Origin of the sequence: Vreelandella andesensis (genome assembly GCF_003989795.1) — a bacterium.
In the GTDB taxonomy this organism is placed as follows: Bacteria; Pseudomonadota; Gammaproteobacteria; order Pseudomonadales; family Halomonadaceae; genus Vreelandella; species Vreelandella andesensis.
In genome coordinates, this window is record NZ_RZHG01000008.1 from 41,861 (window position 1) to 65,614 (window position 23,754).

Sequence of the window (23,754 nt, forward strand, 5' to 3'; positions counted from 1 at the left end):
CAGTGTACCTTATGCACAGTAAGGAAGCACCGCAGCCGAATGCCACGATGATTGTTACCCGCCCCCGCCTTCCCGTATAGTTAAGGTCTTACTTTCTAGGCTTTTCATTACTGATGCATCCACCACGCGTTCAACTTCGTCCCCGCCGTCGTCCACCCCTGCGCCTGCTGCCGCTAGGTGGATGTGGTGAAATTGGAATGAATCTTACGCTGTATGGATACGACGATGAGTGGATCGCCGTCGACTGCGGCATGATGATTCGCCAAGATTTACCTAACTCCCCGCTGCAGGTGCCCAATACGGACACGTTAACAGCGCTAGGTATTACCCCCAAGGCAATCTATATCACCCACGGCCATGAAGACCACATCGGCGCGGTGGCGTGGCTCTGGCCCAGGTGGGGTTGCCCTATTTATGCAACGCCGTTAGCAGCGGGATTACTGCGCCATAAGTTTGCTGAGCACCAGCTTAGTAGCGCCGCAATAATCGTCGTGAAACCGGGCGATGCAATGGAGATAGGCCCTTTCACGCTGCGCTACCTTCAGGTCACCCACTCGATACCTGAAAGTTGCTCTATCTTAATGCAGGCAGGCGGCTATCGCGTACTGCACACAGGGGACTGGAAACTTGATCCTAATCCGTTAATTGGCTCGCCCATCAACGCTGCTCAATTTCGCGCTATTGCCCCCATTGATTTAGTCGTAGGCGACTCCACAAACGCCCCGATGCCCGGCCATTCGGGCAGCGAAGGAGACGTCGCAAAAGCACTCGCCTACACGTTAAAACAGTGCACTGGCCGCGTGGTTGTATCGTGTTTTGCCAGTAATCTTGCACGCGTTTTAGCGATTGGGTTTGCGGCCCAACAGTGTGGTCGACGCGTTAGCCTCATGGGTCGCTCAATGGAGCGCATGGTGAGTGTGGCGAAGGGTCTAGGGTATTTAGACGATTTTCCACCGCTAGTACCGCCCCACGATTTAGGCTACTTGCCACCAGAAGAAGTGGTGATTATTGCCACTGGCAGCCAAGGCGAACCACGTGCCGCCTTACAACGCTTAGCACAGCGCAGACATCCGTTTGTGGATCTGGAGCCAGGTGACAGCATTATTTTTTCTGCCAAAGCTATACCAGGTAACGAGCGCCCCATTGAACAGCTTAAAAAACGCTTAGCACAACTCGGCGTATCAATTTTCGACGAAATGAACCATCCAGAACTACATGCCACCGGTCATCCCGCTGAAGATGAGCTAAGAAAGCTGTATCAATGGATTCGTCCAAAAACATTGCTGCCCGTGCACGGGGAGGCGCGCCACCAAGCGGCCCATCAGGAAATTGCCACAAGCCTCGATATTAACGCCCCACTCGCTCCAGTAAATGGCGACATGTTGATATTCGATAATCTAGGGCTGCGCTGTGAAGCCCGTTATCCCCAGCCGCCCTGTATTGTCAATCAAAACAGCGTTGTGCCTCACCCAGGACTTGATACTGGCTCTCACTCAACGCGGCGCGGAAGTCTGTTCTTAGCGCTTCCCGTTACGGCTACCGAAACAGGCTGGTGCCGCATTGGCCGCTTAATGCTAGATGCCGGTGGCACGAGCCCATTAGACGAAGACAGTTTCAGTGAATGGTTGGATGACCAACTAGAGGAAATAGCTGCAGAGACCTTGGCTGATTTGCGCCAAGCGCTACAACCAAGACTCATTCATTGGTTAGCCAACCATCTTCAACATATGCCAGACGTACATCTGCAAATAATGGCAACCGAAATGCCTTCCTCAGAAGCGATTGGCAGCGATTTTTAAGCCATTAGCGGTCTTATTGCCTACCAACGTTCTGCAGCTTGCTGGTCAGTATGACGTTCTTTCACCCAGTAAGCGCCCTGACGGGAGTGCTCCTTCTTCCAAAATGGCGCCTGGGTTTTTAAAAAATCCATAATAAAGTCACAGGCCTGAAAAGCATCGCGACGATGCGCACTGGCCACCAGAACGCGCACGATAGGATCTCCCGGCGTCAAATCACCAATGCGATGAATAATACGTACGGCTTGTAACGCCCACCGCTGACAAGCCTGCTCACCAATCTGCGTTAATGTCCGCTCGGTCATCCCAGGGTAGTGCTCAAGAGTAAGCCCGATGACGTCTGGGGTTTCATTAAAGTCACGCACAAACCCCGTAAAAGTGACAATAGCGCCGATATCCGTACGTTTGCGAAGCGTACTTTCATAGCCGTCATCCATTTTAAACGGCTCTTCTTGAACCTTGACAGCAATGTCTAATTCAGTCTCCGTGATGTCAGTCATCAAATTAGCCCCCGGTTACTGGCGGAAAGAAAGCCACTTCATCCTCATCGGTAAGACGCGCATTATCGTTTGCCATCACTTGGTTAATGGCACACATCGTGCGCTGCTCAGACAGCACATTAAAGCGTGCATCCCTTGCGCTTAATGCCGCTTTCAACCCAGCGACATCCCGGCTTGGCAGCTGATCAAGCTCAATAGAAAGATCGCTTTCTTCAACTCGTTCACGTAGTTCAGCAAGAAACTTAACTCGAACACAAGGGGATGCGCAGCGCTCACCTAAGCTAACTTCTCCAGTAACGCCACCGCCTGTCACAATCGGTTCAGGAACACCCCGTTGGTAATCGCCACGGACACCGCCCCTTTTACTGTCAAGCTGAACGGCTTCAATGCACATGTCTTTGTCGACCGCTTTACACATATCATAGAGCGTTAGACAAGCCACTGACACAGCCGTCAAGGCTTCCATCTCCACCCCTGTGCGTCCGTTCAAACGGCACAGCGCAGAAACATGAACACAACTGTTAGCATGGTCAACATCAAAGTCAACGGAAACCTTTGAAAGCGCTAATGAATGGCACAAAGGGATCAGCTCATGCGTTCGCTTAGCCGCCTGAATACCAGCAATGCGAGCGGTCGCCAGCACATCGCCTTTAGGTAACTCGCCATCACTGAGCAGTTGCAGCGTTTTAGGCTGCATAACGATACGTCCAGACGCTACCGCCTCGCGGCGGGTCTCTCGCTTATCGCCGACATCAACCATGTTGGCTTCGCCGTGTGTATTGAGGTGAGTTAGCTGCATATCGTTACCTTTTTAATCAAGCCACGGTGTTATAAAGCCGCTGATTTATGGAAGCTGCTAATTTATAGAGCGGCAGCGCTAGGTTGAGCATTCATCCATTCGATTATCCAATCGGTGATCGCGTCAATATCATTAAGGTCAAGGCGCTTGACTTTCGGGGGAATTGACACGGGGGCCGAGCCACTTAACGCCACTGCTTGCACCCAATCGCCACTGACAATGGAATCATCTCCAATACCCGCACGGTACAGGACTAGCTTAGGAATTGGCCACGCTTTAAAGCCCTCAACAATGACTAGGTTTGGTGCCTGGATGGTCATCAGTGACAACAGGTAAGCCAAATCTGGCTCTTCTTGGTTCGGTGTTTCTTGCATCATGGCAAAACGCTCTCGAGATGCAATCAACATCGGTGCAGCGCCAGCTTGACGAAGTTTATAGCTATCTTTTCCTGGCTGATCGACATCAAAGCTGTGGTGGGCATGCTTTATTACCCCCACCTTCAGCCCCGCTTCACGCAAACGAGGCAAAAGTTGTGCTAACAGCGTCGTCTTACCGGTACCGCTCCACGCGGCAATGCCCAACACAGGAAACGGACTATCAATTGCCTCTTCCATTAACGACTCCTAATGACGTACCGGTGATCAAGTCGCTACTCACCTTCTTTCTCAACAGGTAAGAGCCAGTTTAGCGCAATGCCGACTAACGCCGCTAAGCTCACGCCTTGGAGAGTAAACTGGCCGCCACCAAACTGCATTCCACCGATCCCAAACACTAAAATTAACGAGACAACCACAAGATTACGCGCCGCCGTTAATGACTGACCAGCACGCACCAGGGTATTCATACCAATCACCGCAATTGACCCGAATAGCAGGGTCATAATCCCCCCCATGACAGGGCCTGGAATGGTTTGCAGTAGCGCACCTAGCTTCCCGACAAAAGCCAGTACAATTGCAATCACCGCAGCGATAACCATGTACATGGGGTTGAATGCCTTGGTCAACGTCACCGCCCCCGTTACTTCTGAATAAGTCGTATTGGGAGGGCCGCCAAACAGAGCTGCCGCCATTGTTGCCACCCCATCGCCTAGCAAAGTGCGATGAAGGCCTGGTTTCTCTAAATAGTTTTTGCGTGTCACTGAGCCTATCGCCACCATGTCGCCGATATGCTCAACGGCGGGCGCAATCGCAACGGGAATCATGAATAAAATAGCCGCCCAGTGAAAGCTAGGCGCGGTAAAGCTGGGCACAGACAGCCAAGCAGCGTCACGCACAGCACTGAAATCGACAACGCCCATCACCAGCGCTAAGCCATACCCCACTGCAATGCCCCCCATGATTGGCACCAGGCGTAAAATTCCACGCCCGAAAACGGCCAATATAAGCGTCACTAGCAAACTTGCCATAGAAAGAAAGATAGCTCGACCATACCCAATATTATCGCTTGTCTCTCCTGTTGCCATACTGACAGCTACTGGCGCCAACGCTAAACCAATCACCATAATCACTGGCCCAACCACGACAGGCGGTAACAGTCTGTGCAGCCATGCAGTGCCTTTGAGACGCACTGCTTGTGAAATGGCAACATACACAACCCCTGCTGCCATTAAGCCACCAAGCGTAGCCGACACGCCAAAGCTTGCAATTGAGCCTTGAATAGGTGCAATGAAGGCAAACGACGACGCCAAGAAAACCGGCACCGTCAATTTGGTAATTCCGTGGAACACCAGTGTACCAATACCTGCGGTAAACAGTGCGACACTGGGGTCTAGCCCAGTTAACAACGGAACCAATACCAGTGCACCAAAGGCTACAAATAGCATTTGTGCACCTGTCAGCAGCATTTTGGGCCACGACTCATGACTTGCTGAATGTCTCATCTAAACGCTTCCAGTATTTTCGTTGTCGGTGGATAGCCAAAAAAATGCCCCCAACGCAAAGCGTAAGGGGCATTGTTTGTCGGAATACTTAGCGCGTCCCGAAGATCTTATCGCCAGCATCTCCCAAGCCAGGCACGATGTAACCGTGTTCATCTAGCCGGTCATCTACTGATGCTGTGTAAATCTCAACATCGGGGTATGCGTCTTGAACCCGCTTGATACCCTCAGGGGCAGCGACAAGCACAATGACTTTCATATTTTCACAACCGCGTTCGCGCAACATATCTAGCGTCGCGACCATAGAACCACCCGTCGCAAGCATCGGGTCGATGACAATCGCCATGCGCTCTTCGATATCATTGGCAAACTTGGCGAAATAAGGCACTGGCTGAAGTGTTTCTTCATCACGATAAAGACCCACTACGCTGACGCGGGCGCTGGGAATCAGGTCAGTTACGCCTTCTAGCATCCCTAATCCAGCTCGCAGAATGGGCACAACCGTTACCTTTTTGCCTTTCAGACGACGTGTCGCGATAGGCTCGTTGTTCCAGCCTTGAATCTCATGATCCTCAAGCTCTAACCCCTTTGTTGCTTCATAGGTCAAAAGCTTAGCCACTTCACCTGCTAGCTCGCGGAAGCTCTTAGTGCTCAAGTCAGCTTCGCGCATTAGTCCCAGCTTATGTTGAACAAGCGGATGGTTAATGGCGTAAACACTCATGGGACTTCCTCACTGCAGGGGATTCAAGATGGCGACCTAAGCCGCATCGACTAGCTTACAAAATTGCGCGCCATTCTACCCGCAACTGACCATTAGGTTAAGGGGTTTCCGGTAATTGCCACTCAATAGGTGAGCGCCCATGTTCGGTTAAAAACTGATTTGCCCGGGAAAAATGGTGATTACCAAAAAAGCCACGATGCGCGGATAGCGGCGAAGGATGCGGAGACTCCAGCACCATGTGGCGCGATTGATCAATCAGGGCTTTCTTCTGACGTGCATGACTGCCCCATAACAAGAAAACACATGGCTCCACATGTTGACTAACGGCTTCAATCGCACAATCGGTAAAGTGCTCCCACCCCTTACCACGGTGAGAAGCGGCATTACCCTGCTCAACTGTTAATGCGGTGTTCAGCAGCAGCACACCCTGCGTTGCCCACGATTCCAAAAAACCGTGACGCACGGGCGTAAACCCCACATCTGTCGCTAACTCTTTATAAATATTGACCAAAGAGGGTGGCACCTGGATACCCGGCTGCACCGAGAAGCACAACCCGTGAGCCTGATTAGGACCGTGATAAGGGTCTTGCCCTAAAATAACCACCTTCACAGAAGTGAGAGGTGTCAACTCAAAAGCGCGAAACCAGTGAGATGAGTGCGGGTAAATCACTTTTTTAGCTGATTTTTCTTGGGCCAAAAAAGCTTTCAGGGCTGACATATAGTCAGCCTGAAATTCTTGCCCAAGCCATTGATTCCAATCGTCGGGGAGTGGGTTAGCCATATTACTTCTTCAGTTGATCCGCCAACGGCTCAACATAAGCAATGCCCATATCCCACGGAAACTGGATCCAACACTGCTGAGCCACTTCGGTAAGGTATTGGTCAACCAGGGGGCGCCCTTCTGGCTTAGCATACATCGTCACAAAGTGCGCCTTAGGCAGCATTTCACGAACGGCACGCGCTGTTTTACCGGTATCCACCAAGTCGTCTACCAGCAGCCAGCCATCACCATCGTGATCAACGCCTTTCATGATGTCTAAGCCGCCTTGATCCATATGATCATAACTTTTGATACAAACGGTATCGATCAGGCGGATATTCAGTTCACGGGCGATAAGCGCAGCAGGTATCAGTCCACCGCGGGTAATGGCCACGATGCCTTTAAAATCCCGTTCGATTAGCTGATGGCACAGCTGACGCGCATCGCGGTGCAATTGATCCCAGGAAATAGTGAAGTGCTGATGATAGCGTTCGCTGCTCATAAGAGGCGTTACTCGTTTTCGGTGAATGAACATACCGCGAATACGCTATAGCCAGCATCGCGAATTTTCTGGGAGCCGCCCAGCTCAGGCAGGTCAATAATAGTCGCAGTTTCCACCACGCGCCCACCAGAGCGTTGAATCAAATTTGCTGCGGCAAGCATAGTGCCACCCGTAGCAATCAAGTCATCCATCAACAGGATACGATCGTCTTTCTGAAAAGCATCAGAGTGAAGCTCAACTTCAGAATGACCGTATTCAAGCGTGTAGGTCTCACTGATCGTCTTGAAGGGCAATTTGCCTTTCTTACGAACAGGAACAAAGCTGCAGCCTAACTCGTAGGCCAACGGCGCACCAATGATGAAGCCACGCGCGTCGATAGCCGCGATGGCATCTAAGTTCATTTCCTGGTAGCGGTGCACGAAGCTGTCAATCAGCTTACGAAAGGCAGCACTATTTTGCAGTAGTGGGGTGATATCACGAAAATTCACGCCCTTCTCTGGCCAGTCAGGAACCGTGCGAATAACGGACTTAATATAGTCGCCGTAGATGCTCATCGCGTCTCTCATTGATTAAAAAATAAAGCGGGTAATTAACCCAGGAAAAGAAACTTTGCTGCAAATAACAGTGCCAGCGTTATGACAGCAGGGTTCAAATCGCCGAACCGTCCTGAAAGTGCCTTGATCGCCACATAGCTAATAAAACCAAGCGCAATTCCCTCAGCAATTGAGAAAGTTAGCGGCATAGCCAAAGCAGCGATCAGCACTGGTGCCGCGTCGGTTGGGTCATCCCAATTCGCGTGAGCCAAGCTACCTGCCATCAAAACAGCCACGTACAGCAGCGCCCCTGCTGTTGCGTAAGCAGGAATAGACCCCGCTAACGGCGCAAAGAAAAGGCTAATCAAAAACAACAAACCGACCACAACAGCTGTTAAACCGGTACGACCGCCTGCAGCGATACCTGCGGTTGATTCGATATAGCTGGTTGTTGTCGAAGTACCCAATGCGGCACCCGCCATGGAAGCGGTACTATCGGCCATCATGGCGCGACCAATGCGTGGCAGCTTGCCATTTTCATCCAGCAGTTTGCCACGATGCGCTACACCTACCAACGTGCCTGAGGTATCAAACAGGTCCACAAACAAGAAGGCAAAAATAACGCTTAGCATCGCCACATCCAGCGCCCCCATCAGATCCATCGCCATGAAGGTAGGCGCAATAGAAGGAGGCATCGACATAATACCGCCATACTGATTATGACCGAACAGCATCGCTAGGATAGTGACACCCAAAATGCCAATCATTACTGCGCCGGTCACGCGCAGGTAAGAAAGCGCTGTAATAACGAAAAAGCCCAGCAACGCGTAAAGTGCGGGAGGCTGAGACAAATCACCAAGCGCTACATAAGTAGCTGGATTTGCGACAACAATACCGGCATTTTTAAGTGCAATCATCGCAAGAAACAAGCCAATACCCGCAGCAATGCCCAAGCGCAGCGACAGCGGTATTGAGTTGATAATCCACTCACGGATTTTAAAAATACTTAACAAAAAAAACGTCAAGCCAGAAAAGAAGACGGCACCCAATGCCGCTTCCCAGGTATAGCCCATCCCCAGTACAACACCGTAAGTAAAGAAGGCATTCAGCCCCATGCCTGGTGCTTGCGCGATCGGATAATTTGCCCAAAGCCCCATAACAAAACAGCCGATGGCAGCTGCGAGACAGGTAGCAACGAACACCGCGCCGTAATCCATTCCCGCTTCCGAGAGGATGCTCGGGTTAACGAAAATAATATAAGCCATCGTAAGGAACGTGGTGAATCCAGCGATCACCTCGGTCTTTACATTGGTCTTCTGCTCAGTGAGCTTGAAGTAATTGTCCAGAAGTTTCATGTCGTTTTTTATCCTTCGCGCTTACGCTGAATGCGTCCCTTGATGCGAGAAAAGCCGCACATACTACCGAAAGGCTCTACGCGTTGCGAGTGCCCCTGTGCTGCTAGCGTTGGTGAGAAGTCACCCACCTATCTATTATCAATAGCAAACTTCAGGCCATAAGCTAACCGATCGGTCAACGATAAGACCAATCACACCTAAAGACGACTCTCTAATACCCTTTCGACTGTTTCAACAATTACCTGAGTTTGTGGGTCAATCTCGATATTAACCCAGTCGCCTAGTGGCCGATCTTTTAAAACCGTGCGCGCCAGTGTCTCTGGTATTAGATTGACACTAAACTCAACACCTGCCCCATCCCCCGCAGAACGCACGCTGCCTACCGTTAAGCTAATACCATCAACGCCAATGTAACCCTTCTCGAATACAAACTTAGCGACTTTCTCTGGCAGTGAAAACCACAGCCGACGATTGTTGGGTGCTTCTTCTATCGCCACCACTTTGGCCATACAAATAATGTGGCCTGACATGGAGTGCCCGCCAATTTCGTCACCAAAGCGCGCCGCACGCTCTATATTGACGCACTGCCCTGTCGCAATTGCACCAAGATTCGTCAAACGCAACGTTTCACGCATCAGGTCAAAGCTGACATTTTCACCCTCGATCGCCGTTACCGTTAGGCAAACACCGTTATGGGCTACCGACGCGCCAATAGTAAGCCCTTGGCGCAACCCCTCCGGCAATGCGACTACATGGGTGCGAAACTCTTCCAATTCTCTAACAGCGACGACTTTAGCGACGCCTTGCACGATGCCTGTAAACATATTGCTACGCCCTCTTTCTTTACGTATTAAAGCCAAAACAGGATCTAAAATTTTGTGCAAGCTTACTACTAATGCCCAGGCCTTGTGCAGCCAAACGGCTTGATATAAGCGTTGAAACGGTTTTTTTCTAATATTGATCGGTTGAAATTTAACTCATTAGAATTAATCACCGCCAAACATTACTAAATCAGCAAATAACCCTAATTCTTTGCATTAAAACATGAAATAGAGTGGTTCTAATTGACATAGCACTCGCCACTCTTTAGACTTTCGCCGCAAATGTAATGACGCCGATTTGTACCCAGATTGCGGGCGTCCACCAAGCTGATTGTTTGGTGAAGTGCAGCTAAAAGGGTGTGTCCAGCGTTGATGGCCACCCGCGAGGGTGGCCTTTTTTTATTTCGCGCCCTACGCTTGCTCCCCCCGCACTCCGTCTTCGGCCTACCATTAAGGCAGACGCTATGATTGAAATTAGCAACGTTAGTAAAACCTATGGCACCGGCAGTAATGCTGTTCATGCCCTAAAAGACGTTAATTTAACGATCCCCAAAGGCACTATCCACGGCGTTATTGGTCTTTCAGGCGCAGGTAAATCGACCCTTATACGGTGTGTCAACCTATTAGAACGGCCAAGCACTGGCAGCGTATCGGTTGATGGCCAGGAAATGACCCGCCTTAGTCGCGGGGAGTTAAACCGCGCCAGACACCGCATTGGAATGATTTTCCAGCATTTTAATCTGCTCACCACCCGCACAGTATTTGATAACGTGGCGCTCCCCCTTGAGTTAATGGGCGAAGATCGCCGTGCTATAAAGGATCGCGTAATACCGCTGCTGGAGCTGGTGGGTTTATCTGATAAAGCCAAACAATACCCAGCTCAGCTTTCTGGCGGTCAAAAACAACGTGTCGCCATCGCCCGGGCATTGGCCAGCAAACCCAACGTTTTGCTTTGCGATGAAGCCACTTCAGCGCTGGACCCACAGACTACTAGCTCCATCCTTGAGCTGCTGAGAGAAATTAATCATCAGCTTGGTATCACCATTTTATTGATTACTCACGAAATGGAAGTCGTGAAATCTATTTGCCACCGAGTCAGCCTCATTTCCGATGGAGAGCTGGTTGAAGACGCTGAGGTCGGTGATTTTTTCACCGCGCCTAACACGCAACTTGGCAGAGAATTTCTGAATGACTTTTTGCAACTAACGCCGCCTAAAGAGCTGATAGAGCGCTTGAGCGAAACGCCGAGCGAGCATACTCATCCCGTTGTTCGGTTAACCTTCTCTGGCGATGCCGTCTCCACACCCCTTATTTCCCGACTAGCGCGGAAATGCAGCGTTGACGTCAGCATACTTCAGGCAAAGGTAGAGTCGATTCAAGACCGCACACTTGGATTAATGATTGCCGAGTTGCTCGGCAGCCCTGCTCAAACCCAGGAAGCAATGGCTTATTTAGAAGCACATCAACTACAGGTAGAGGTACTTGGTCATGTCCAGCGCAATGTTTGATCTTGTTTTACAAGCCACGCTGGATACGCTTTACATGGTGGCGGTTTCAGGTGTAATTGCCACCCTGCTTGGCTTGCCACTTGGCGTAATGCTTTACGTGACACGCCCTCGCCAAATATTAGCGATGCCCGTACTCAACCAAGTGCTCGGCATTGTTACCAATGTTGGCCGTTCAATCCCCTTTATCATCTTAATGGTGGCAATCATTCCGTTCACGCGCATGCTAGTGGGTACTTCTATTGGCATTAATGCCGCTTCAGTGCCGTTAACCATTGCCGCTATTCCATTTGTAGCCCGTTTGATCGAAGGTGCGCTCAACGAGATTTCACCTGGACTAATTGAATCCGCGCAATCCATGGGCGCCACGCCCTGGCAAGTCATTACCAAAGTACTGATTCCTGAAGCCAGGGGCGGCATCATCACAGGGCTAACGATTACATTAGTGACGCTGGTAAGTTACTCAGCCATGGCGGGAGCCGTAGGCGGCGGTGGTCTGGGAGATTTAGGAATTCGCTATGGTTATAACCGCTTTAACCCCACCATTATGCTGATTACTGTCGTTATTCTGGTGGTGATGGTTCAAGGCTTCCAGAGCCTGGGTGACTATTTGGTGCGTAAAAGTGATCGCAAGTGATGATAGTTGCGCCTGTTATCGGCATATCTTAATATAACTAAAACGCATTATAATTTTGTTTTTTATTGCTTCATAATTACATCCAATCGTTACTGTGCCACAGGAGTGACACCATGCAAAAACTACTAATCGGCAGCCTGACTGCCCTAGCACTGGCCGTTAATGTTGCCAACGCAGAAACACGCACCATCAAAATGGGCACCGTAGCAGGCCCGGAAACCGAAGTCATGGAAGTGGCGGCTCGAATTGCCAAAGATGAGTACGATCTAATCGTCGAGATTATTGAGTTCACTGACTACGTCACCCCGAACGCTGCCCTCGCCGATGGCAGCTTAGATGCTAACGCTTACCAGCATGAACCCTACCTACAAGCCATGGTTAACGATCGTGGCTATGATCTTGCCATTGCCGGTTACACCTTTGTTTACCCGATTGGCGCCTACTCTGAGAAATACGACAGCATCGACGAGCTGCCCGAAGACGCTCTAATCGCACTGCCCAACGACCCATCCAATGAAGGGCGTGCGCTCATTCTGATGCACAACCAGGGCCTCATTACACTTAATGACCCGAGCAACCTAGAAGCCACCCCCATCGACATTGCTGAAAATCCGCGCAACTTCCGTTTTCGCGAAATTGAAGCAGCACAGCTACCCCGCGTGCTACCCGACGTTGATATGGCGTTCATTAACAACACGTTCGCCCAACCGGCTGGTTTGAGCCTGAATGACGCACTAATTAAAGAAGGCCCTGAATCTCCTTACGTCAATTTAATTGCAGTGCGCGGCGGCGATGAAGATCGCGAAGAAATTCGCCAACTGGTTGACGCTTACCAGCGTGACGAAGTCATCGAAAAAGCAGAAGAACTGTTTAAGGGTGCAGCAGTACCCGGCTGGATTGAATAAGCAGAACGGCTTTCTATCAATTCAATCAGGCCAGCCTTAGGGCTGGCCTGTTGTGTTTAACCCCATGAGGAATTCGTATGCATAGCGTTGATTATGCGCTACTAAACCGCCAGCTAGAGGCACTGCTAGACACACGTGACTGGCTAACTAACAGCGCACAAACCTGTGCCTTTATTCAGCACGCACTGTACGACATCAACTGGGTGGGGTTCTATTTGCAGCGCCAGCTCAATCAGCTCTGCCTTGGACCATTTCAGGGCAAGCCTGCCTGCCATCCAATCCCCTTCAACAAAGGTGTTTGCGGGGCTGCTGCTCGCCAACAAGCAACCCAACGCGTTGATGACGTTCACACTATTGCTGACCATATCGCCTGTGATACTGACTCGCGCTCAGAGCTCGTCGCTCCCATTGTTATCGACGGCCACCTCTGGGGAGTACTCGACTTGGACAGCCCACAGCATGCACGCTTTAGCCAAGAAGATCAGAATGGCATTGAGACACTCGTCGCAACGTTTATTCGCCAAACAGATCTCCCCCACCTAATCGACCAATAATAAAAAAGCCCCATGCAAGCATGGGGCTTTTAAGTATCTGGTAGGACCAGGCGGATTTGAACCGCCGACCTCCACGATGTCAACGTGGCGCTCTAACCAACTGAGCTATGGTCCTAAATAGAAGTATATAAATAACTAGCTGCACACAAATGAGATGGTAGGACCAGGCGGATTTGAACCGCCGACCTCCACGATGTCAACGTGGCGCTCTAACCAACTGAGCTATGGTCCTACTGTGCAACGGATGCGTATTTTACGTTTTCATAGCTGAATTGCAAGCAGTTTTTAGCTCGTTGAAATAGAGCAAATGAACCAACTCATCTCAATTGCAAAGTGAGATCGACACTTATCCCTCCTTGCCGCTAAGCTGATCACAGATTAATACCTATTGACGGTTAGACCAGGAGGTAAACCTTGCTTGGGCCTTTGCTAGGATGCATCGCCATCTCATTGTTACTCGCCACATTCATTGCCCGCGTGCCTTTACGCTGGTGGTGGGTGCGAAGTTTTGAATTTCCCCGCCTGCAAATTGCCGTATTGGCGTTAGCGTGTGGCTCAGTAAGCCTGTGGTTATTAGCCCCGGGGCCTTGGCGCGTTACAGCGGTACTTATCTCACTCGTCACGCTAGCGCTTCAACTCCGCTACATCTTGCCGTGGACAAAACTATGGCCTGTACAGGTAAAAACCGCACATAACGCACCTGAAGACCAAATGATTACGCTGTTAATCGCCAACGTTTTGACACCAAACCGTCAATCAAACAAGCTCCTAAGGTTAATAACGCGCCACCAGCCCGATATGGTTCTCACGTTGGAATCCGATCAATGGTGGCAAGATCAACTTGACCCTGCACTGGACGAACAGTGGCCCCATAGCGTTAAGATCCCTCTCGATAACCTTTATGGTATGCACCTCTATTCTCGCCTAGCACTGAAAAACACAGAGGTTAAGTGGCTTATTCAGGACGACATACCTTCGATTCACACCCAGGTAGAACTTAAAAGCGGTCAGCACATCCGCTTATTTGCTGTTCATCCAAGACCGCCAGCACCCAGTGAAAGTGAAAAATCTCTATGGCGAGACGCAGAACTTTTATGGATTGGAAAAGAAATTCACCGAAACCCCAAGGCCACTCTCGTTGCCGGAGATCTAAATGATGTCGCTTGGTCACGTACAACGCGACGTTTTTGTCACATAGGGGGGATGCTCGACCCACGACGGGGTCGCGGCCTGTTCAGTACCTTTCATGCTAACTACCCCATCCTACGCTGGCCTCTCGATCACGTGTTTGTAAGCGAGCATTTCACGCTCGTAAACATGCAGCGCTTAGGCGCATTCGGGTCGGATCACTTTCCTATATTAGCAACGTTCTGCTATCGGCCTTCTCGCCAAGATGAACACGAAACGCCCGACGCCAGTGCGGAAGAACGCCAAGAGGCGAGCGAAACCATTCAGAAAGGCAAAACGGAAAAGCAAGAAACGTAACTGCCTGCCTTTCTTAACAACCCTTTTTTTAGCAACCTCTTTTTTAGCAACCCTATTTTAACAGTCGCGCTTATTAACAACCGCTAATTGTTAAAAGTCACACATCGCTAGGAAGCGCTGATCGTCATAAACCTATCGAGGCTACTCTGGTATCCCTCCTTGTGTTAGCACAACAGGGTCTAGCAATCGCTCAAGCGTTGAGCGATCTAGATTCGTTTCTTCTTCTGCGACTTCGATGATGGGGCGCCCAGTTTGATAAGCCTTTTTAGCCACCGCAGCAGCGGCGTTATAGCCAATCACACTATTGAGGGCAGTGACTAAGATAGGATTGCGAGCGAGAGGTCCCTGCAAATTATCATCACGCACTTTAAAGGTGGCGATAGCGCGCTCACCCAGCAAAACAGCAGTGTTGCTCATTAATGTAATAGAGGTGAGAAGGTTCGAGGCCACCAACGGCAACATCACATTGAGCTGGAAATTACCACTCTGTCCAGCCACCGTTACTGCGGTATCCAGGCCGATGACTTGAGCAGCCGCTTGAGCGGCCGACTCAGGAATCACTGGATTTACCTTACCCGGCATAATGGAACTACCAGGTTGTAGCGCCTCAAGCTCTATCTCACCCAACCCTGCCAACGGCCCTGAATTCATCCAACGCAAATCGTTAGCGATCTTCATAACAACACATGCCAACCCCTTTAACTGACCCGATAACTCTACGGCCGCATCCTGGGATGCCAAACTGGCAAAAAAGCTATCGTTTGGTACAAAAGGAAGACCCGTTTGGTGACTTAAGTCACGGGCAATTAGCTCAGCAAACCCCTCGGGCGCGTTAATGCCGGTTCCCACCGCCGTGCCACCTTGCGCCAATCGACAAAGTCGTGACATAGCACTATCGAAACGCTCAATAGCTTGCCCTACTTGGCTTGACCACGCCCCTAGCTCTTGATCCATACGCAGCGGCATGGCATCCATCAGGTGTGTACGGCCAGTTTTAACTACGTGGGCCAACTCACTAGCCCTGTGGTCAATGGTTGCCTGCAGCGCAACCAATGCAGGACGAAGCATTTCATTAACAGCAATCGCCGCCGACAGATGAATGGCCGTGGGGATAACGTCATTACTCGACTGCCCCATATTGACGTGGTCGTTTGGCGCCACTTCAACGCCTTCACGACTCGCAAGTGTCGCCAGCACTTCATTGACGTTCATATTTGTCGACGTACCCGACCCTGTTTGAAAGACATCGATTGGAAAATGCCCATCATGGTGGCCATCAATTACCGCCTGAGCCGCATTTTCAATCGCCTCTGCACGGGGCTTATCTAGCAAACCTAACGCATGATTACTTCGCGCGGCGGCAAGCTTTATTCGCGCGACAGCATGAATAAATGCCACAGGCATTGGTGTGTGCGAAACAGGAAAGTTGTTGATAGCTCGTTGGGTTTGAGCGCCATAGAGCGCACTTGCAGGCACCTCAAGCTCACCCATGCTATCCCGCTCAATACGTGTGTCCATTCTTACTCTCCTTTTTAAAACGACTTAGCTAACGCCGCTAACACCTCTAACGTCACGTTTCCCACTCGTTACTTTAGTGATGAACGTTATCTATACGTTTAAGCCTAGCCCCGCCGACGCATTAGGTAAATCTGCGCATATCATCTATCTCTTCGATTATCTTTGCGCCACCTATCCCTTCATCCAACAAACACGGACGTTAAATTCATTCAACTTTGATGTTGCACTGCACAAAAAGCCCTGTTATGCTGCAACGCAAGATAACTAGATATCAGATATCAGCCGCGGTGAATGCTTAACGAAACCGTTGCTGATCAACCAACACTGACGGCACCGCCAATTGATGGGCCGATCAGTGGGCAATGGAACAGGAGTTTTTACCATGCAAACATTTAACACCAACGAAATGACTCAGCAATTTGACAACATGTTTGTTGCGCCTATGCGTGCATACATGACATTAAGCATCGACTATTCTGAGAAGATGCTTAATGCACAGCTTGATGCCAACAAATCTTACGTAGACACTGGCATTGCCCAAATGCGTGAGCTGATGAGCGTTAAAGACGCTACTGGCCTTCGCAGCTACATGGAAGACCAGCAGAAAGTTGCTAAAGAATTTGCTGAGCGTGTAAAAGGCGATGCTGATAAAGTCGTTGCTCTTCAGCAGGACTTTCTTCAGAAAGGCCAAAAGCTAACTGAAGATAATGTTAAGCAAGCACAAACTGCTGCTAGCAAAATGAGCAAAACTGCTTAATTTGTAACAGTTATTGATTTGCTTACGTTAAAACGCCCCTGCCGGTTAAACACTGGCAGGGGCGTTTTTTTGCTGTGTCTTACCAGTTGAGCGCAGACTTGACGAAAGGAATCGTTAGTTTTCGCTTAGCAGATAGTGACGCTTGATCAAGCGTCTCAATTGCACGACACAAATCCCCCAACTCCCGCGGCCCGCGATGCAATATGTAGCGCCCTACGTCATCAGGCAGCTGCATTCCTCTTACATTGGCGCGAAGCTTTAACGCCGCTAGTCGCTCATCATCATCTAACGGGTGCAGATGAAACGTCACCCCCCAGGATAATCGTGATGCTAAGTCGGGTAATGCAACGCCTAATTGGCGCGGAGATGTGTTGGCGGCGATTACCAATGCTTTACCCGCATCACGCAGCCGATTAAAAGCGTGAAACAGCGCTTCTTCCCAACGCTTACGCCCTATTACATATTCAAGATCATCAATAGCAACGAGATCCAGGCGTTCAACGTCCTCCAGCATCAGCGGCGGAAAATGACCTAGATCTGCCAGAGGAAGATAAAGTGCCCGCTTGTCTGCATCTGAAGCAGCGTGACACGCCGCCTGTAAAAGGTGGCTACGACCACTGCCCGGCGCGCCCCATAAATATAAGAACGGCTCAGCATCAGACTTGAGCTGTCGGCTTAATGACTCTGTCAGTGGCGCATTTGCTTGTGTGGCATAGTAATTATTAAACGTCGCGTCGTCTCGCAACCCTACCCCAAGCGGTAGCTGTGCCGGTAATCGGCTCATGGTGACTCCCTTTCGTCGTGACGACCCTGCCCTTCACTGTGATGTTGCTGTTCTGTTGGACGTTGCTCATCATCATAGAGAGCACTGTCTTTATAACGGTCTTTAATTTCCCTTAAAAGCACCATAATAACCGCTGCGGCCGGCAGTGCTAATAATACGCCCGTTAAGCCGAAAAGATTGCCCCCGGCAAGTACCGCAAAAATAACGGCAACGGGATGTAGACCGATCTTATCGCCTAATAATTTAGGCTGGAGTATGACACTTTCTGCCGCTTGGCCGATACCGAATACCGCGACCACACCCAGCACCGCCCACCACGTATCAAATTGGAATAACGCCACGATGAGCGCTATTACTAATCCCACAATAAACCCAAGAAACGGCACAATACTGACAAACCCAGATACAACACCAATCAGTAAGCCAAAATTTAACCCCATTATTGTTAAGCCAGCTGCATAAATAATGCCCAAACACAACATGACCAGTAGCTGCCCACGTAAGAAAGCTGAAAGAACCTCATCACAGCGCGCAGCCAATCGGGAAACATCGTTTGTCCATTGGCGAGGAACCAAGTCAGCAAGGCTAGAAATCAGCCTGTCCCAATCAAGTAATAAATAAAACGTCACCACAGGAATCAGTGCAACGTAGGTAACCCAAGAAACAAATGCCATCCCAGAACGGCCAATTTGACTTAGCGCCTGAGCTGCATAGCTACCAGCATCCCGCCAATTTTCAATCAATGTTTCTCTAACGTTCGTTAACTCCGCCCCTAGGTCGTAACCCGTCCACTCTTGGACTTGCGGTGCCAATATGTTTTCAACCCAGTTAAAAACACTCGGCAACGCCTCTCCCAGCTGTTTTGTCTGCTGAACAACCAGCGGGATTAAAATAAGCAGGCTTAAGATAAGTATCAGCAACAGGACTAAAAATACGCTGCTGACTGCCCAGGTTCGTTTCATGCCCAAACGCTGGAAATAATTGGTAAGCGGGTCAGCCAAATAAGCCAAAATTAAACCAGCAATAAATGGCATCAATACCGCATCTAATAAGTAGAGGCAGCCCACCAGCAATACCAAAAACACAACGCCCCACCATGAATGTCGCATGCTTTCTATATCCCTCCTGGAAAGATGGTTAGCGCATTAGCGTACTGAATAGTAACAAAAGTAGCGTAATGAACATCGGTTAACGCCGCACATCGATGCGACTTACGTCTCTGGGTGTTACAATCCATCCCGTTATTGCCCCAGCACTGGCCAATTCGCCAGCACTACCCGTACTGCTATAGGCTTCACAGGATCTGTCATGACCGATACCTCCACTTCTCAGGCCACTCCTTCACTCAGCTATAAAGACGCAGGTGTCGACATTGATGCCGGCAACGCGCTGGTTAACCGCATCAAACACGTTGCCAAACGCACGACACGCCCTGAAGTCCTGGGTGGCCTTGGCGGATTTGGCGCACTGTGTGAGCTTCCCGCAGGTTATAAACAGCCTGTCCTGGTATCCGGCACGGATGGTGTCGGCACGAAACTACGGCTTGCCATGGACCTTGGTAAGCATGACACCATTGGCATTGACCTTGTCGCTATGTGTGTCAACGATTTGATCGTTGCAGGCGCCGAGCCACTGTTATTCCTGGACTACTATGCCACGGGTAAGCTAGATGTGGATATCGCTACTGATGTTGTAACAGGCATTGGTGCTGGTTGCGAGCAGGCAGGTTGCGCACTAGTAGGCGGCGAAACAGCAGAAATGCCTGGCATGTATGAAGGCAATGATTACGATTTGGCAGGCTTCTGCGTTGGCATTGTTGAAAAAGCCGAGATTTTAGACGGCAGCAAAGTAGCCGAGGGCGACGTACTGCTAGGTCTGGCTTCTTCTGGTCCACATTCCAATGGCTACTCGCTGATTCGCAAAATCCTAGAAGTCAGCAACGCATCCCTCAACGATAGCGTGGATGGCCAGCCGCTTGGCGACGCATTAATGGCGCCAACGCGTATTTACGTAAAATCACTGCTATCGATGATGCGCGGTACTGATATTCCTGTGCATGCGCTTTCTCATATCACAGGTGGCGGTTTACTGGAAAATATTCCCCGTGTGCTACCCGACACGCTTGCTGCCCACGTTGACCTTTCTACTTGGCAGCGCCCAGAGGTATTTAACTGGCTACAAGCCCAGGGCAACGTCAGTGAAACTGAAATGCACCGCGTGTTGAATTGCGGTATCGGCATGGTTGTCGTAGTACCTCAGGCCCATGCCGATAGGGCCATGACGCATCTAAAAGCTCAGGGAGAGACCGTTTATCAAATTGGTCAGATTATTCAGCGCCAGGAGGAAGCGGTCGTTTTGGAGAACCTTCGCGCATGAGCAGCACTGACTTCAATAGCGGCCCTTTTAACGACACCATAAACGACATGGCGCCAGAACCAGCAGCGGCACGGCGGATTGTGGTGTTGATATCTGGCAGTGGCAGTAATTTACAGGCGCTGATTGATGCACAACGCCATGATCGACTTTGCGGGGAAATCGTCGCTGTTATTTCCAATGAGCCAGATGCTTATGGTTTGAAGCGCGCTTTAGAAGCAGACATTGAAGCCGTCGCGCTACCTCATCGCGAATACGATAGCCGCGATGCCTACGACGGAGCGCTCATCAAAGTCATCGATCGTCATGAGCCTGATTTGATTGTCTTAGCAGGGTTTATGCGCATTCTTACGCCGCGCTTTGTGCAGCGCTTTTTAGGCAAAATGCTCAATATTCATCCCTCACTACTACCGGCTTACCAAGGTTTAAATACTCACGCTCGGGCGCTAGCAGATGGTGTCAAACAACATGGCTGTAGCGTGCACTTTGTGACTGAAGAGCTAGATGGCGGCCCCGTTGTGCTACAGGCCGAGCTGAACGTCTCCAGCGACGATACCGTTGATACGCTTAAAGAAAAAGTTCACGCTCGCGAACACCTCATCTACCCCATCGCCGTTCAGTGGTTCTTACAAGGCCGTCTAAAATATAGCACTGAAAGCGCCACCATGGATGGCCATCCTCTGCCTCCCCATGGTATGCGGCTCTCTCACACTGATGCTGCGGAAGAATTAGACGAAGAGATCGACGAAAACCCACAAACACCATCGTTTTGACTAAAATGATCTGATCAAAAAAAACGCCCTACCGCCATTAATGTTTAGGGCGTTTGATGTGTAGGGCGTTTTTTCTTAGCTTGCAGATATTAAGTGCGAGGCAGCGTGACTCCTCGCTGCCCCATATATTTGCCACCGCGATCTTTATAAGATGTTTCACACACCTCATCAGATTCAAGGAACAACATCTGAGCTACCCCTTCGTGAGCATAAATCTTGGCCGGCAGATTCGTGGTATTCGAGAACTCGAGAGTCACGTGCCCTTCCCACTCTGGCTCAAGGGGCGTTACGTTGACAATAATACCGCAGCGCGCGTAGGTGGATTTACCAAGACAAATCGTCAGAACACTGCGCGGAATACGAAAATACTCAACCGTACGAGCTAATGCGAAGGAATTTGGCGGAATAATACACACATCGCCCTTAATATCGACAAAGCTTTTGTCGTCAAACGCTTTAGGATCGACAATAGCGGAATGTATGTTGGTAAACACTTTAAATTCATCGGCACAACGAACATCGTAACCGTAGCTCGACGTGCCATAAGAAATCACGCGCTGGTCATTCACATAGCGCACCTGCTCAGCTTCAAACGGTTCAATCATGGCATCGCTTTGTGCCATGCGACGAATCCACTTGTCAGATTTAATGCTCATTTGTTACGTCATCACTCGCTAAAAGAAATAGTTGGGCCGTCGCTTTGGCTAGCATTTACCGATTGCGCCACTTGGCTGGCAATCTCTGCAAACGTGCGGCTTACTGAGCTATCTGGCTCGGAAATTACGCTGGGACGACCAGAATCAGCTAGCTCACGAATAGATAGCGTTAACGGTAACCTCCCGAGAACTGTCGTATCGTACTCCTCTGCGATGCGGTCACCGCCGCCGGTACCAAAAATTGACGCTTCATGGCCGCAGTTTTCACAATGGTAAAGGCTCATGTTTTCTACCACACCCAGCACTGGAACATTAACCTTACGGAACATCTCTATGCCTTTGCGGGCATCTAGTAACGCAATATCCTGGGGGGTAGTGACAATCACGGCACCTGAGACGGGCACTTTTTGCGCCAGCGTCAGTTGGATATCACCAGTACCTGGCGGCATATCAATCAACAGAAAATCCAAATTATCCCATTGAGTTTGTGTCAACATTTGCTGAAACGCACCCACCACCATCGGGCCACGCCAAACCATCGCCTCACGGGTATTAACCATAAAGGCCATCGACATCGCTTGAAGGCCGTGCGCCTCTAGCGGCAGAAACTTGTTGTCGCCCGTCGCCTGAGGCCTTACACCTTCTTTAACACCCAACATTTGCGCTTGGCTGGGGCCGTAAATATCGGCGTCCAGTACGCCCACACGATACCCTTGGGCAGAAAGCGCTAGTGCCAGATTAACTGTAACGGTCGATTTACCGACCCCACCTTTCCCAGATGCCACTGCTACTATATGTTTTACACCGTCCATCAATGGCACTCCTGTCTTTTGCGACCAATTTTTACGTGGCTTGAATGATACTCCTCGGCGGCCTATTTCTAAACCGACACGTAAAAAGCGGATGCAGGGGCTGCCTACATCCGCTTCCTTACGCAATCAATCAGCGCTTAAAGGTGTCTCAATCAGTTGCTGTTTTGTTGATCTTGGTCTTCAGAGCTAGCTTCTTCGGCTTGCTCAGCGCTGTCAGAATCAGAACCGTCAGAATCGGAAGCGTCGGAATCAGAGCCAGACGTCGCGTTAACACTCTGCTCATCTATCAAAGATGGAACTTCGTCATTCGCCGCATCGTTTACATGTAAACGAGTCTCCAACGAAGATAGCTCATCACGCCACTCACTAAGCTGGGTTTCCAGGCGCGCAAGTTGCTCTTCACGAGTTTCAATATCGCTTTCAACATTAGCGACTTCTTCACGGCCAATATCAAGCGCGACCATGAGATCGTCCATTTCAGTGCGCACTTGATCGAGGCTCTGCTGTTCTTCTTCGCGCAATTGCGTTAACGAATCAACCTCGTTCTGTAACTCATCTCGCTCACTAATGAGTGAATCGCGTTCGCTGTTTAAATTATCCAGTTCACTTTGAACAGATGAGATTTCTTCCTCGATACCTGATAGCTGTTCGTTAGCGTCACTCACCTGAGTCTCTAGACCAGACAACGCTTCTTGCGCAGCGTTAAGCTCTTCGACGGCCTCCTGGCGCTCTTGTTCAGCTTGCTGACGTGCTGACTCAGCTTCTTGGCGAGCCTCTTCTGCACTTTGACGGGCTTCTTCTGCTTCTTGGCGAGCAGACTCAGCCTCGTCGCGCGCGCTTGCGACTTGGTCACGTTCTTCTTTAAGCGCCTGCAAGGCGGTTTCAGCGCTGGCTACTTGCTCGCTTAACGTATCAACTTCTTGCTGAAGGGTATCGCGCTGGGTTTCTAACTCGCCAAGGCGCGCCTGAATTGCACTTGTATCGCGCTGGGCTGACTCAAGCTCACTCACCGCTTGGGCTTGTTGCTCTTCCAGTGTCGCCATTTCATCACGCATTGCACTCAAGTCGCTCTCAGCTTGCTCCACTTCTGCAATTCGTTGGCTGAGCTGACTATTATCTTGCTCAACGCTGGCTAGCTGACTTTCTAATGTTTCGACCCGCTCTTGCCGAGTGCCTGAATTAGATTGCGCCATGATTGCCCAGATAACGGCGATAGCAGCAATACCAGCAATGCCTTTGACACGGTTATCTTTGAAAAGCGTTTTCATATCCGGCTTGCTTGCCGGCGTTTGATTATTCGAGTGGTTTGCTTCTGACATACTGCGTCCCTCT

At 50.2% G+C, this 23,754-nt stretch carries 25 protein-coding genes and 2 tRNA genes; 9 read left to right on the top strand and 18 right to left on the bottom strand.

The features are described from left to right. Positions 1-197: 197 nt before the first annotated feature. Positions 198-1,799 carry a ribonuclease J gene (locus ELY33_RS04140; RefSeq protein ID WP_126944790.1) on the top strand — a complete coding sequence of 534 codons (1,602 nt, stop codon included), beginning with the start codon at positions 198-200 and terminating at the stop codon, positions 1,797-1,799. Between the two features lie 20 nt (positions 1,800-1,819). On the opposite strand, the gene moaE is transcribed toward ELY33_RS04140, so the two are convergent. The 10 genes from moaE to ELY33_RS04190 form a co-directional block, all read right to left on the bottom strand. Beyond that, positions 1,820-2,296 (bottom strand): molybdopterin synthase catalytic subunit MoaE, encoded by a 477-nt coding sequence (moaE, locus tag ELY33_RS04145; protein WP_126944381.1) that lies wholly within the window; start codon positions 2,294-2,296, stop codon positions 1,820-1,822. Between the two features lie 4 nt (positions 2,297-2,300). Further along, a complete protein-coding gene (moaC, locus tag ELY33_RS04150) occupies positions 2,301-3,095 on the bottom strand; it encodes a cyclic pyranopterin monophosphate synthase MoaC (protein ID WP_126944384.1) in 795 nt (264 codons plus the stop codon). A 62-nt stretch (positions 3,096-3,157) separates the two neighbouring features. Next, complete coding sequence (mobB, locus tag ELY33_RS04155; RefSeq protein WP_126944387.1) at positions 3,158-3,709, bottom strand: molybdopterin-guanine dinucleotide biosynthesis protein B; 552 nt, start codon at positions 3,707-3,709, stop codon at positions 3,158-3,160. Between the two features lie 35 nt (positions 3,710-3,744). Then, the gene (locus ELY33_RS04160; protein WP_126944390.1) at positions 3,745-4,974 is read right to left on the bottom strand and encodes a uracil-xanthine permease family protein; all 1,230 of its coding nucleotides are present in this window, start codon (positions 4,972-4,974) and stop codon (positions 3,745-3,747) included. 88 nt (positions 4,975-5,062) lie between these two features. After that, the gene (gene upp / locus ELY33_RS04165; RefSeq protein ID WP_126944393.1) at positions 5,063-5,692 is read right to left on the bottom strand and encodes a uracil phosphoribosyltransferase; all 630 of its coding nucleotides are present in this window, start codon (positions 5,690-5,692) and stop codon (positions 5,063-5,065) included. A 97-nt stretch (positions 5,693-5,789) separates the two neighbouring features. Beyond that, positions 5,790-6,473, bottom strand: a complete 684-nt coding sequence (ung, locus tag ELY33_RS04170) for a uracil-DNA glycosylase (protein ID WP_126944396.1) — start codon at positions 6,471-6,473, stop codon at positions 5,790-5,792. 1 nt (position 6,474) lies between these two features. Continuing rightward, the gene (gene gpt, locus ELY33_RS04175; RefSeq protein ID WP_126944399.1) at positions 6,475-6,954 is read right to left on the bottom strand and encodes a xanthine phosphoribosyltransferase; all 480 of its coding nucleotides are present in this window, start codon (positions 6,952-6,954) and stop codon (positions 6,475-6,477) included. 8 nt (positions 6,955-6,962) lie between these two features. Then, positions 6,963-7,508, bottom strand: coding sequence for an adenine phosphoribosyltransferase (locus ELY33_RS04180; RefSeq protein WP_126944402.1), 546 nt, complete (start codon positions 7,506-7,508; stop codon positions 6,963-6,965). Positions 7,509-7,543: 35 nt separating this feature from the next. Further along, on the bottom strand, positions 7,544-8,842 hold the full coding sequence (locus tag ELY33_RS04185) for an NCS2 family permease (protein WP_126944405.1): 1,299 nt from the start codon (positions 8,840-8,842) through the stop codon (positions 7,544-7,546). Between the two features lie 197 nt (positions 8,843-9,039). Then, positions 9,040-9,666, bottom strand: a complete 627-nt coding sequence (locus tag ELY33_RS04190) for a riboflavin synthase subunit alpha (protein ID WP_126944408.1) — start codon at positions 9,664-9,666, stop codon at positions 9,040-9,042. Positions 9,667-10,127: 461 nt separating this feature from the next. On the opposite strand from ELY33_RS04190, the gene ELY33_RS04195 reads away from it, so the two are divergent. The 4 genes from ELY33_RS04195 to ELY33_RS04210 all read left to right on the top strand — a co-directional run bounded on the left by ELY33_RS04195 (position 10,128) and on the right by ELY33_RS04210 (position 13,264). Continuing rightward, positions 10,128-11,171, top strand: coding sequence for a methionine ABC transporter ATP-binding protein (locus ELY33_RS04195; protein WP_126944411.1), 1,044 nt, complete (start codon positions 10,128-10,130; stop codon positions 11,169-11,171). Continuing rightward, on the top strand, positions 11,152-11,805 hold the full coding sequence (locus tag ELY33_RS04200) for a methionine ABC transporter permease (RefSeq protein WP_126944414.1): 654 nt from the start codon (positions 11,152-11,154) through the stop codon (positions 11,803-11,805). The genes ELY33_RS04195 and ELY33_RS04200 overlap by 20 nt, the downstream gene beginning before the upstream one ends. Positions 11,806-11,918: 113 nt before the next feature. Next, entirely contained in the window at positions 11,919-12,710 is a 792-nt protein-coding gene (locus ELY33_RS04205) for a MetQ/NlpA family ABC transporter substrate-binding protein (RefSeq protein ID WP_126944417.1), read from the top strand. 77 nt (positions 12,711-12,787) lie between these two features. Continuing rightward, positions 12,788-13,264: a GAF domain-containing protein gene (locus tag ELY33_RS04210; protein ID WP_126944420.1), complete on the top strand. Its 477-nt coding sequence runs from the start codon at positions 12,788-12,790 to the stop codon at positions 13,262-13,264. 38 nt (positions 13,265-13,302) lie between these two features. On the opposite strand, the gene ELY33_RS04215 is transcribed toward ELY33_RS04210, so the two are convergent. Together ELY33_RS04215 and ELY33_RS04220 are read right to left on the bottom strand one after the other, a co-directional pair. After that, positions 13,303-13,379: transfer RNA gene (locus ELY33_RS04215), tRNA-Val, on the bottom strand. A 40-nt stretch (positions 13,380-13,419) separates the two neighbouring features. Beyond that, positions 13,420-13,496 (bottom strand) — tRNA-Val (locus ELY33_RS04220). A gap of 182 nt (positions 13,497-13,678) precedes the next feature. On the opposite strand from ELY33_RS04220, the gene ELY33_RS04225 reads away from it, so the two are divergent. Continuing rightward, positions 13,679-14,749 carry an endonuclease/exonuclease/phosphatase family protein gene (locus ELY33_RS04225; RefSeq protein WP_126944423.1) on the top strand — a complete coding sequence of 357 codons (1,071 nt, stop codon included), beginning with the start codon at positions 13,679-13,681 and terminating at the stop codon, positions 14,747-14,749. Between the two features lie 141 nt (positions 14,750-14,890). Here ELY33_RS04225 and ELY33_RS04230 read toward each other — a convergent pair whose 3' ends face one another. Beyond that, on the bottom strand, positions 14,891-16,267 hold the full coding sequence (locus tag ELY33_RS04230; RefSeq protein WP_126944426.1) for a class II fumarate hydratase: 1,377 nt from the start codon (positions 16,265-16,267) through the stop codon (positions 14,891-14,893). A gap of 382 nt (positions 16,268-16,649) precedes the next feature. Here ELY33_RS04230 and ELY33_RS04235 point away from each other — a divergent pair, with 382 nt between their 5' ends. Then, positions 16,650-17,024, top strand: coding sequence for a phasin family protein (locus tag ELY33_RS04235; protein ID WP_126944429.1), 375 nt, complete (start codon positions 16,650-16,652; stop codon positions 17,022-17,024). 79 nt (positions 17,025-17,103) lie between these two features. On the opposite strand, the gene hda is transcribed toward ELY33_RS04235, so the two are convergent. Continuing rightward, entirely contained in the window at positions 17,104-17,808 is a 705-nt protein-coding gene (gene hda, locus ELY33_RS04240) for a DnaA regulatory inactivator Hda (RefSeq protein ID WP_126944432.1), read from the bottom strand. Continuing rightward, entirely contained in the window at positions 17,805-18,917 is a 1,113-nt protein-coding gene (locus tag ELY33_RS04245; protein WP_126944435.1) for an AI-2E family transporter, read from the bottom strand. The genes hda and ELY33_RS04245 overlap by 4 nt, the downstream gene beginning before the upstream one ends. A gap of 199 nt (positions 18,918-19,116) precedes the next feature. On the opposite strand from ELY33_RS04245, the gene purM reads away from it, so the two are divergent. After that, on the top strand, positions 19,117-20,184 hold the full coding sequence (gene purM / locus ELY33_RS04250; protein ID WP_126944438.1) for a phosphoribosylformylglycinamidine cyclo-ligase: 1,068 nt from the start codon (positions 19,117-19,119) through the stop codon (positions 20,182-20,184). Then, entirely contained in the window at positions 20,181-20,954 is a 774-nt protein-coding gene (gene purN, locus ELY33_RS04255) for a phosphoribosylglycinamide formyltransferase (RefSeq protein WP_126944441.1), read from the top strand. Before purM ends, purN begins: the two co-directional genes overlap by 4 nt. An 89-nt stretch (positions 20,955-21,043) precedes the next feature. Here purN and dcd read toward each other — a convergent pair whose 3' ends face one another. From dcd to ELY33_RS04270, 3 genes are all read right to left on the bottom strand, one after another. Further along, positions 21,044-21,610, bottom strand: a complete 567-nt coding sequence (gene dcd / locus ELY33_RS04260; RefSeq protein ID WP_009723443.1) for a dCTP deaminase — start codon at positions 21,608-21,610, stop codon at positions 21,044-21,046. Between the two features lie 11 nt (positions 21,611-21,621). Continuing rightward, positions 21,622-22,422: an iron-sulfur cluster carrier protein ApbC gene (gene apbC, locus ELY33_RS04265; RefSeq protein WP_126944444.1), complete on the bottom strand. Its 801-nt coding sequence runs from the start codon at positions 22,420-22,422 to the stop codon at positions 21,622-21,624. Positions 22,423-22,574: 152 nt separating this feature from the next. Then, positions 22,575-23,741, bottom strand: a complete 1,167-nt coding sequence (locus tag ELY33_RS04270) for a coiled-coil domain-containing protein (protein ID WP_126944447.1) — start codon at positions 23,739-23,741, stop codon at positions 22,575-22,577. Between the last annotated feature and the right edge of the window lie 13 nt (positions 23,742-23,754).

Coding starts and splice junctions, on each gene's coding strand:
- ELY33_RS04140 (WP_126944790.1), top strand. CDS start 198: ATGAATCTTACGCTGTATGGATACGACGATGAGTGGATCGCCGTCGAC.
- moaE (WP_126944381.1), bottom strand. CDS start 2,296: ATGACTGACATCACGGAGACTGAATTAGACATTGCTGTCAAGGTTCAA.
- moaC (WP_126944384.1), bottom strand. CDS start 3,095: ATGCAGCTAACTCACCTCAATACACACGGCGAAGCCAACATGGTTGAT.
- mobB (WP_126944387.1), bottom strand. CDS start 3,709: ATGGAAGAGGCAATTGATAGTCCGTTTCCTGTGTTGGGCATTGCCGCG.
- ELY33_RS04160 (WP_126944390.1), bottom strand. CDS start 4,974: ATGAGACATTCAGCAAGTCATGAGTCGTGGCCCAAAATGCTGCTGACA.
- upp (WP_126944393.1), bottom strand. CDS start 5,692: ATGAGTGTTTACGCCATTAACCATCCGCTTGTTCAACATAAGCTGGGA.
- ung (WP_126944396.1), bottom strand. CDS start 6,473: ATGGCTAACCCACTCCCCGACGATTGGAATCAATGGCTTGGGCAAGAA.
- gpt (WP_126944399.1), bottom strand. CDS start 6,954: ATGAGCAGCGAACGCTATCATCAGCACTTCACTATTTCCTGGGATCAA.
- ELY33_RS04180 (WP_126944402.1), bottom strand. CDS start 7,508: ATGAGCATCTACGGCGACTATATTAAGTCCGTTATTCGCACGGTTCCT.
- ELY33_RS04185 (WP_126944405.1), bottom strand. CDS start 8,842: ATGAAACTTCTGGACAATTACTTCAAGCTCACTGAGCAGAAGACCAAT.
- ELY33_RS04190 (WP_126944408.1), bottom strand. CDS start 9,666: ATGTTTACAGGCATCGTGCAAGGCGTCGCTAAAGTCGTCGCTGTTAGA.
- ELY33_RS04195 (WP_126944411.1), top strand. CDS start 10,128: ATGATTGAAATTAGCAACGTTAGTAAAACCTATGGCACCGGCAGTAAT.
- ELY33_RS04200 (WP_126944414.1), top strand. CDS start 11,152: ATGTCCAGCGCAATGTTTGATCTTGTTTTACAAGCCACGCTGGATACG.
- ELY33_RS04205 (WP_126944417.1), top strand. CDS start 11,919: ATGCAAAAACTACTAATCGGCAGCCTGACTGCCCTAGCACTGGCCGTT.
- ELY33_RS04210 (WP_126944420.1), top strand. CDS start 12,788: ATGCATAGCGTTGATTATGCGCTACTAAACCGCCAGCTAGAGGCACTG.
- ELY33_RS04230 (WP_126944426.1), bottom strand. CDS start 16,267: ATGGACACACGTATTGAGCGGGATAGCATGGGTGAGCTTGAGGTGCCT.
- ELY33_RS04235 (WP_126944429.1), top strand. CDS start 16,650: ATGCAAACATTTAACACCAACGAAATGACTCAGCAATTTGACAACATG.
- hda (WP_126944432.1), bottom strand. CDS start 17,808: ATGAGCCGATTACCGGCACAGCTACCGCTTGGGGTAGGGTTGCGAGAC.
- ELY33_RS04245 (WP_126944435.1), bottom strand. CDS start 18,917: ATGCGACATTCATGGTGGGGCGTTGTGTTTTTGGTATTGCTGGTGGGC.
- purM (WP_126944438.1), top strand. CDS start 19,117: ATGACCGATACCTCCACTTCTCAGGCCACTCCTTCACTCAGCTATAAA.
- purN (WP_126944441.1), top strand. CDS start 20,181: ATGAGCAGCACTGACTTCAATAGCGGCCCTTTTAACGACACCATAAAC.
- dcd (WP_009723443.1), bottom strand. CDS start 21,610: ATGAGCATTAAATCTGACAAGTGGATTCGTCGCATGGCACAAAGCGAT.
- apbC (WP_126944444.1), bottom strand. CDS start 22,422: ATGGACGGTGTAAAACATATAGTAGCAGTGGCATCTGGGAAAGGTGGG.
- ELY33_RS04270 (WP_126944447.1), bottom strand. CDS start 23,741: ATGTCAGAAGCAAACCACTCGAATAATCAAACGCCGGCAAGCAAGCCG.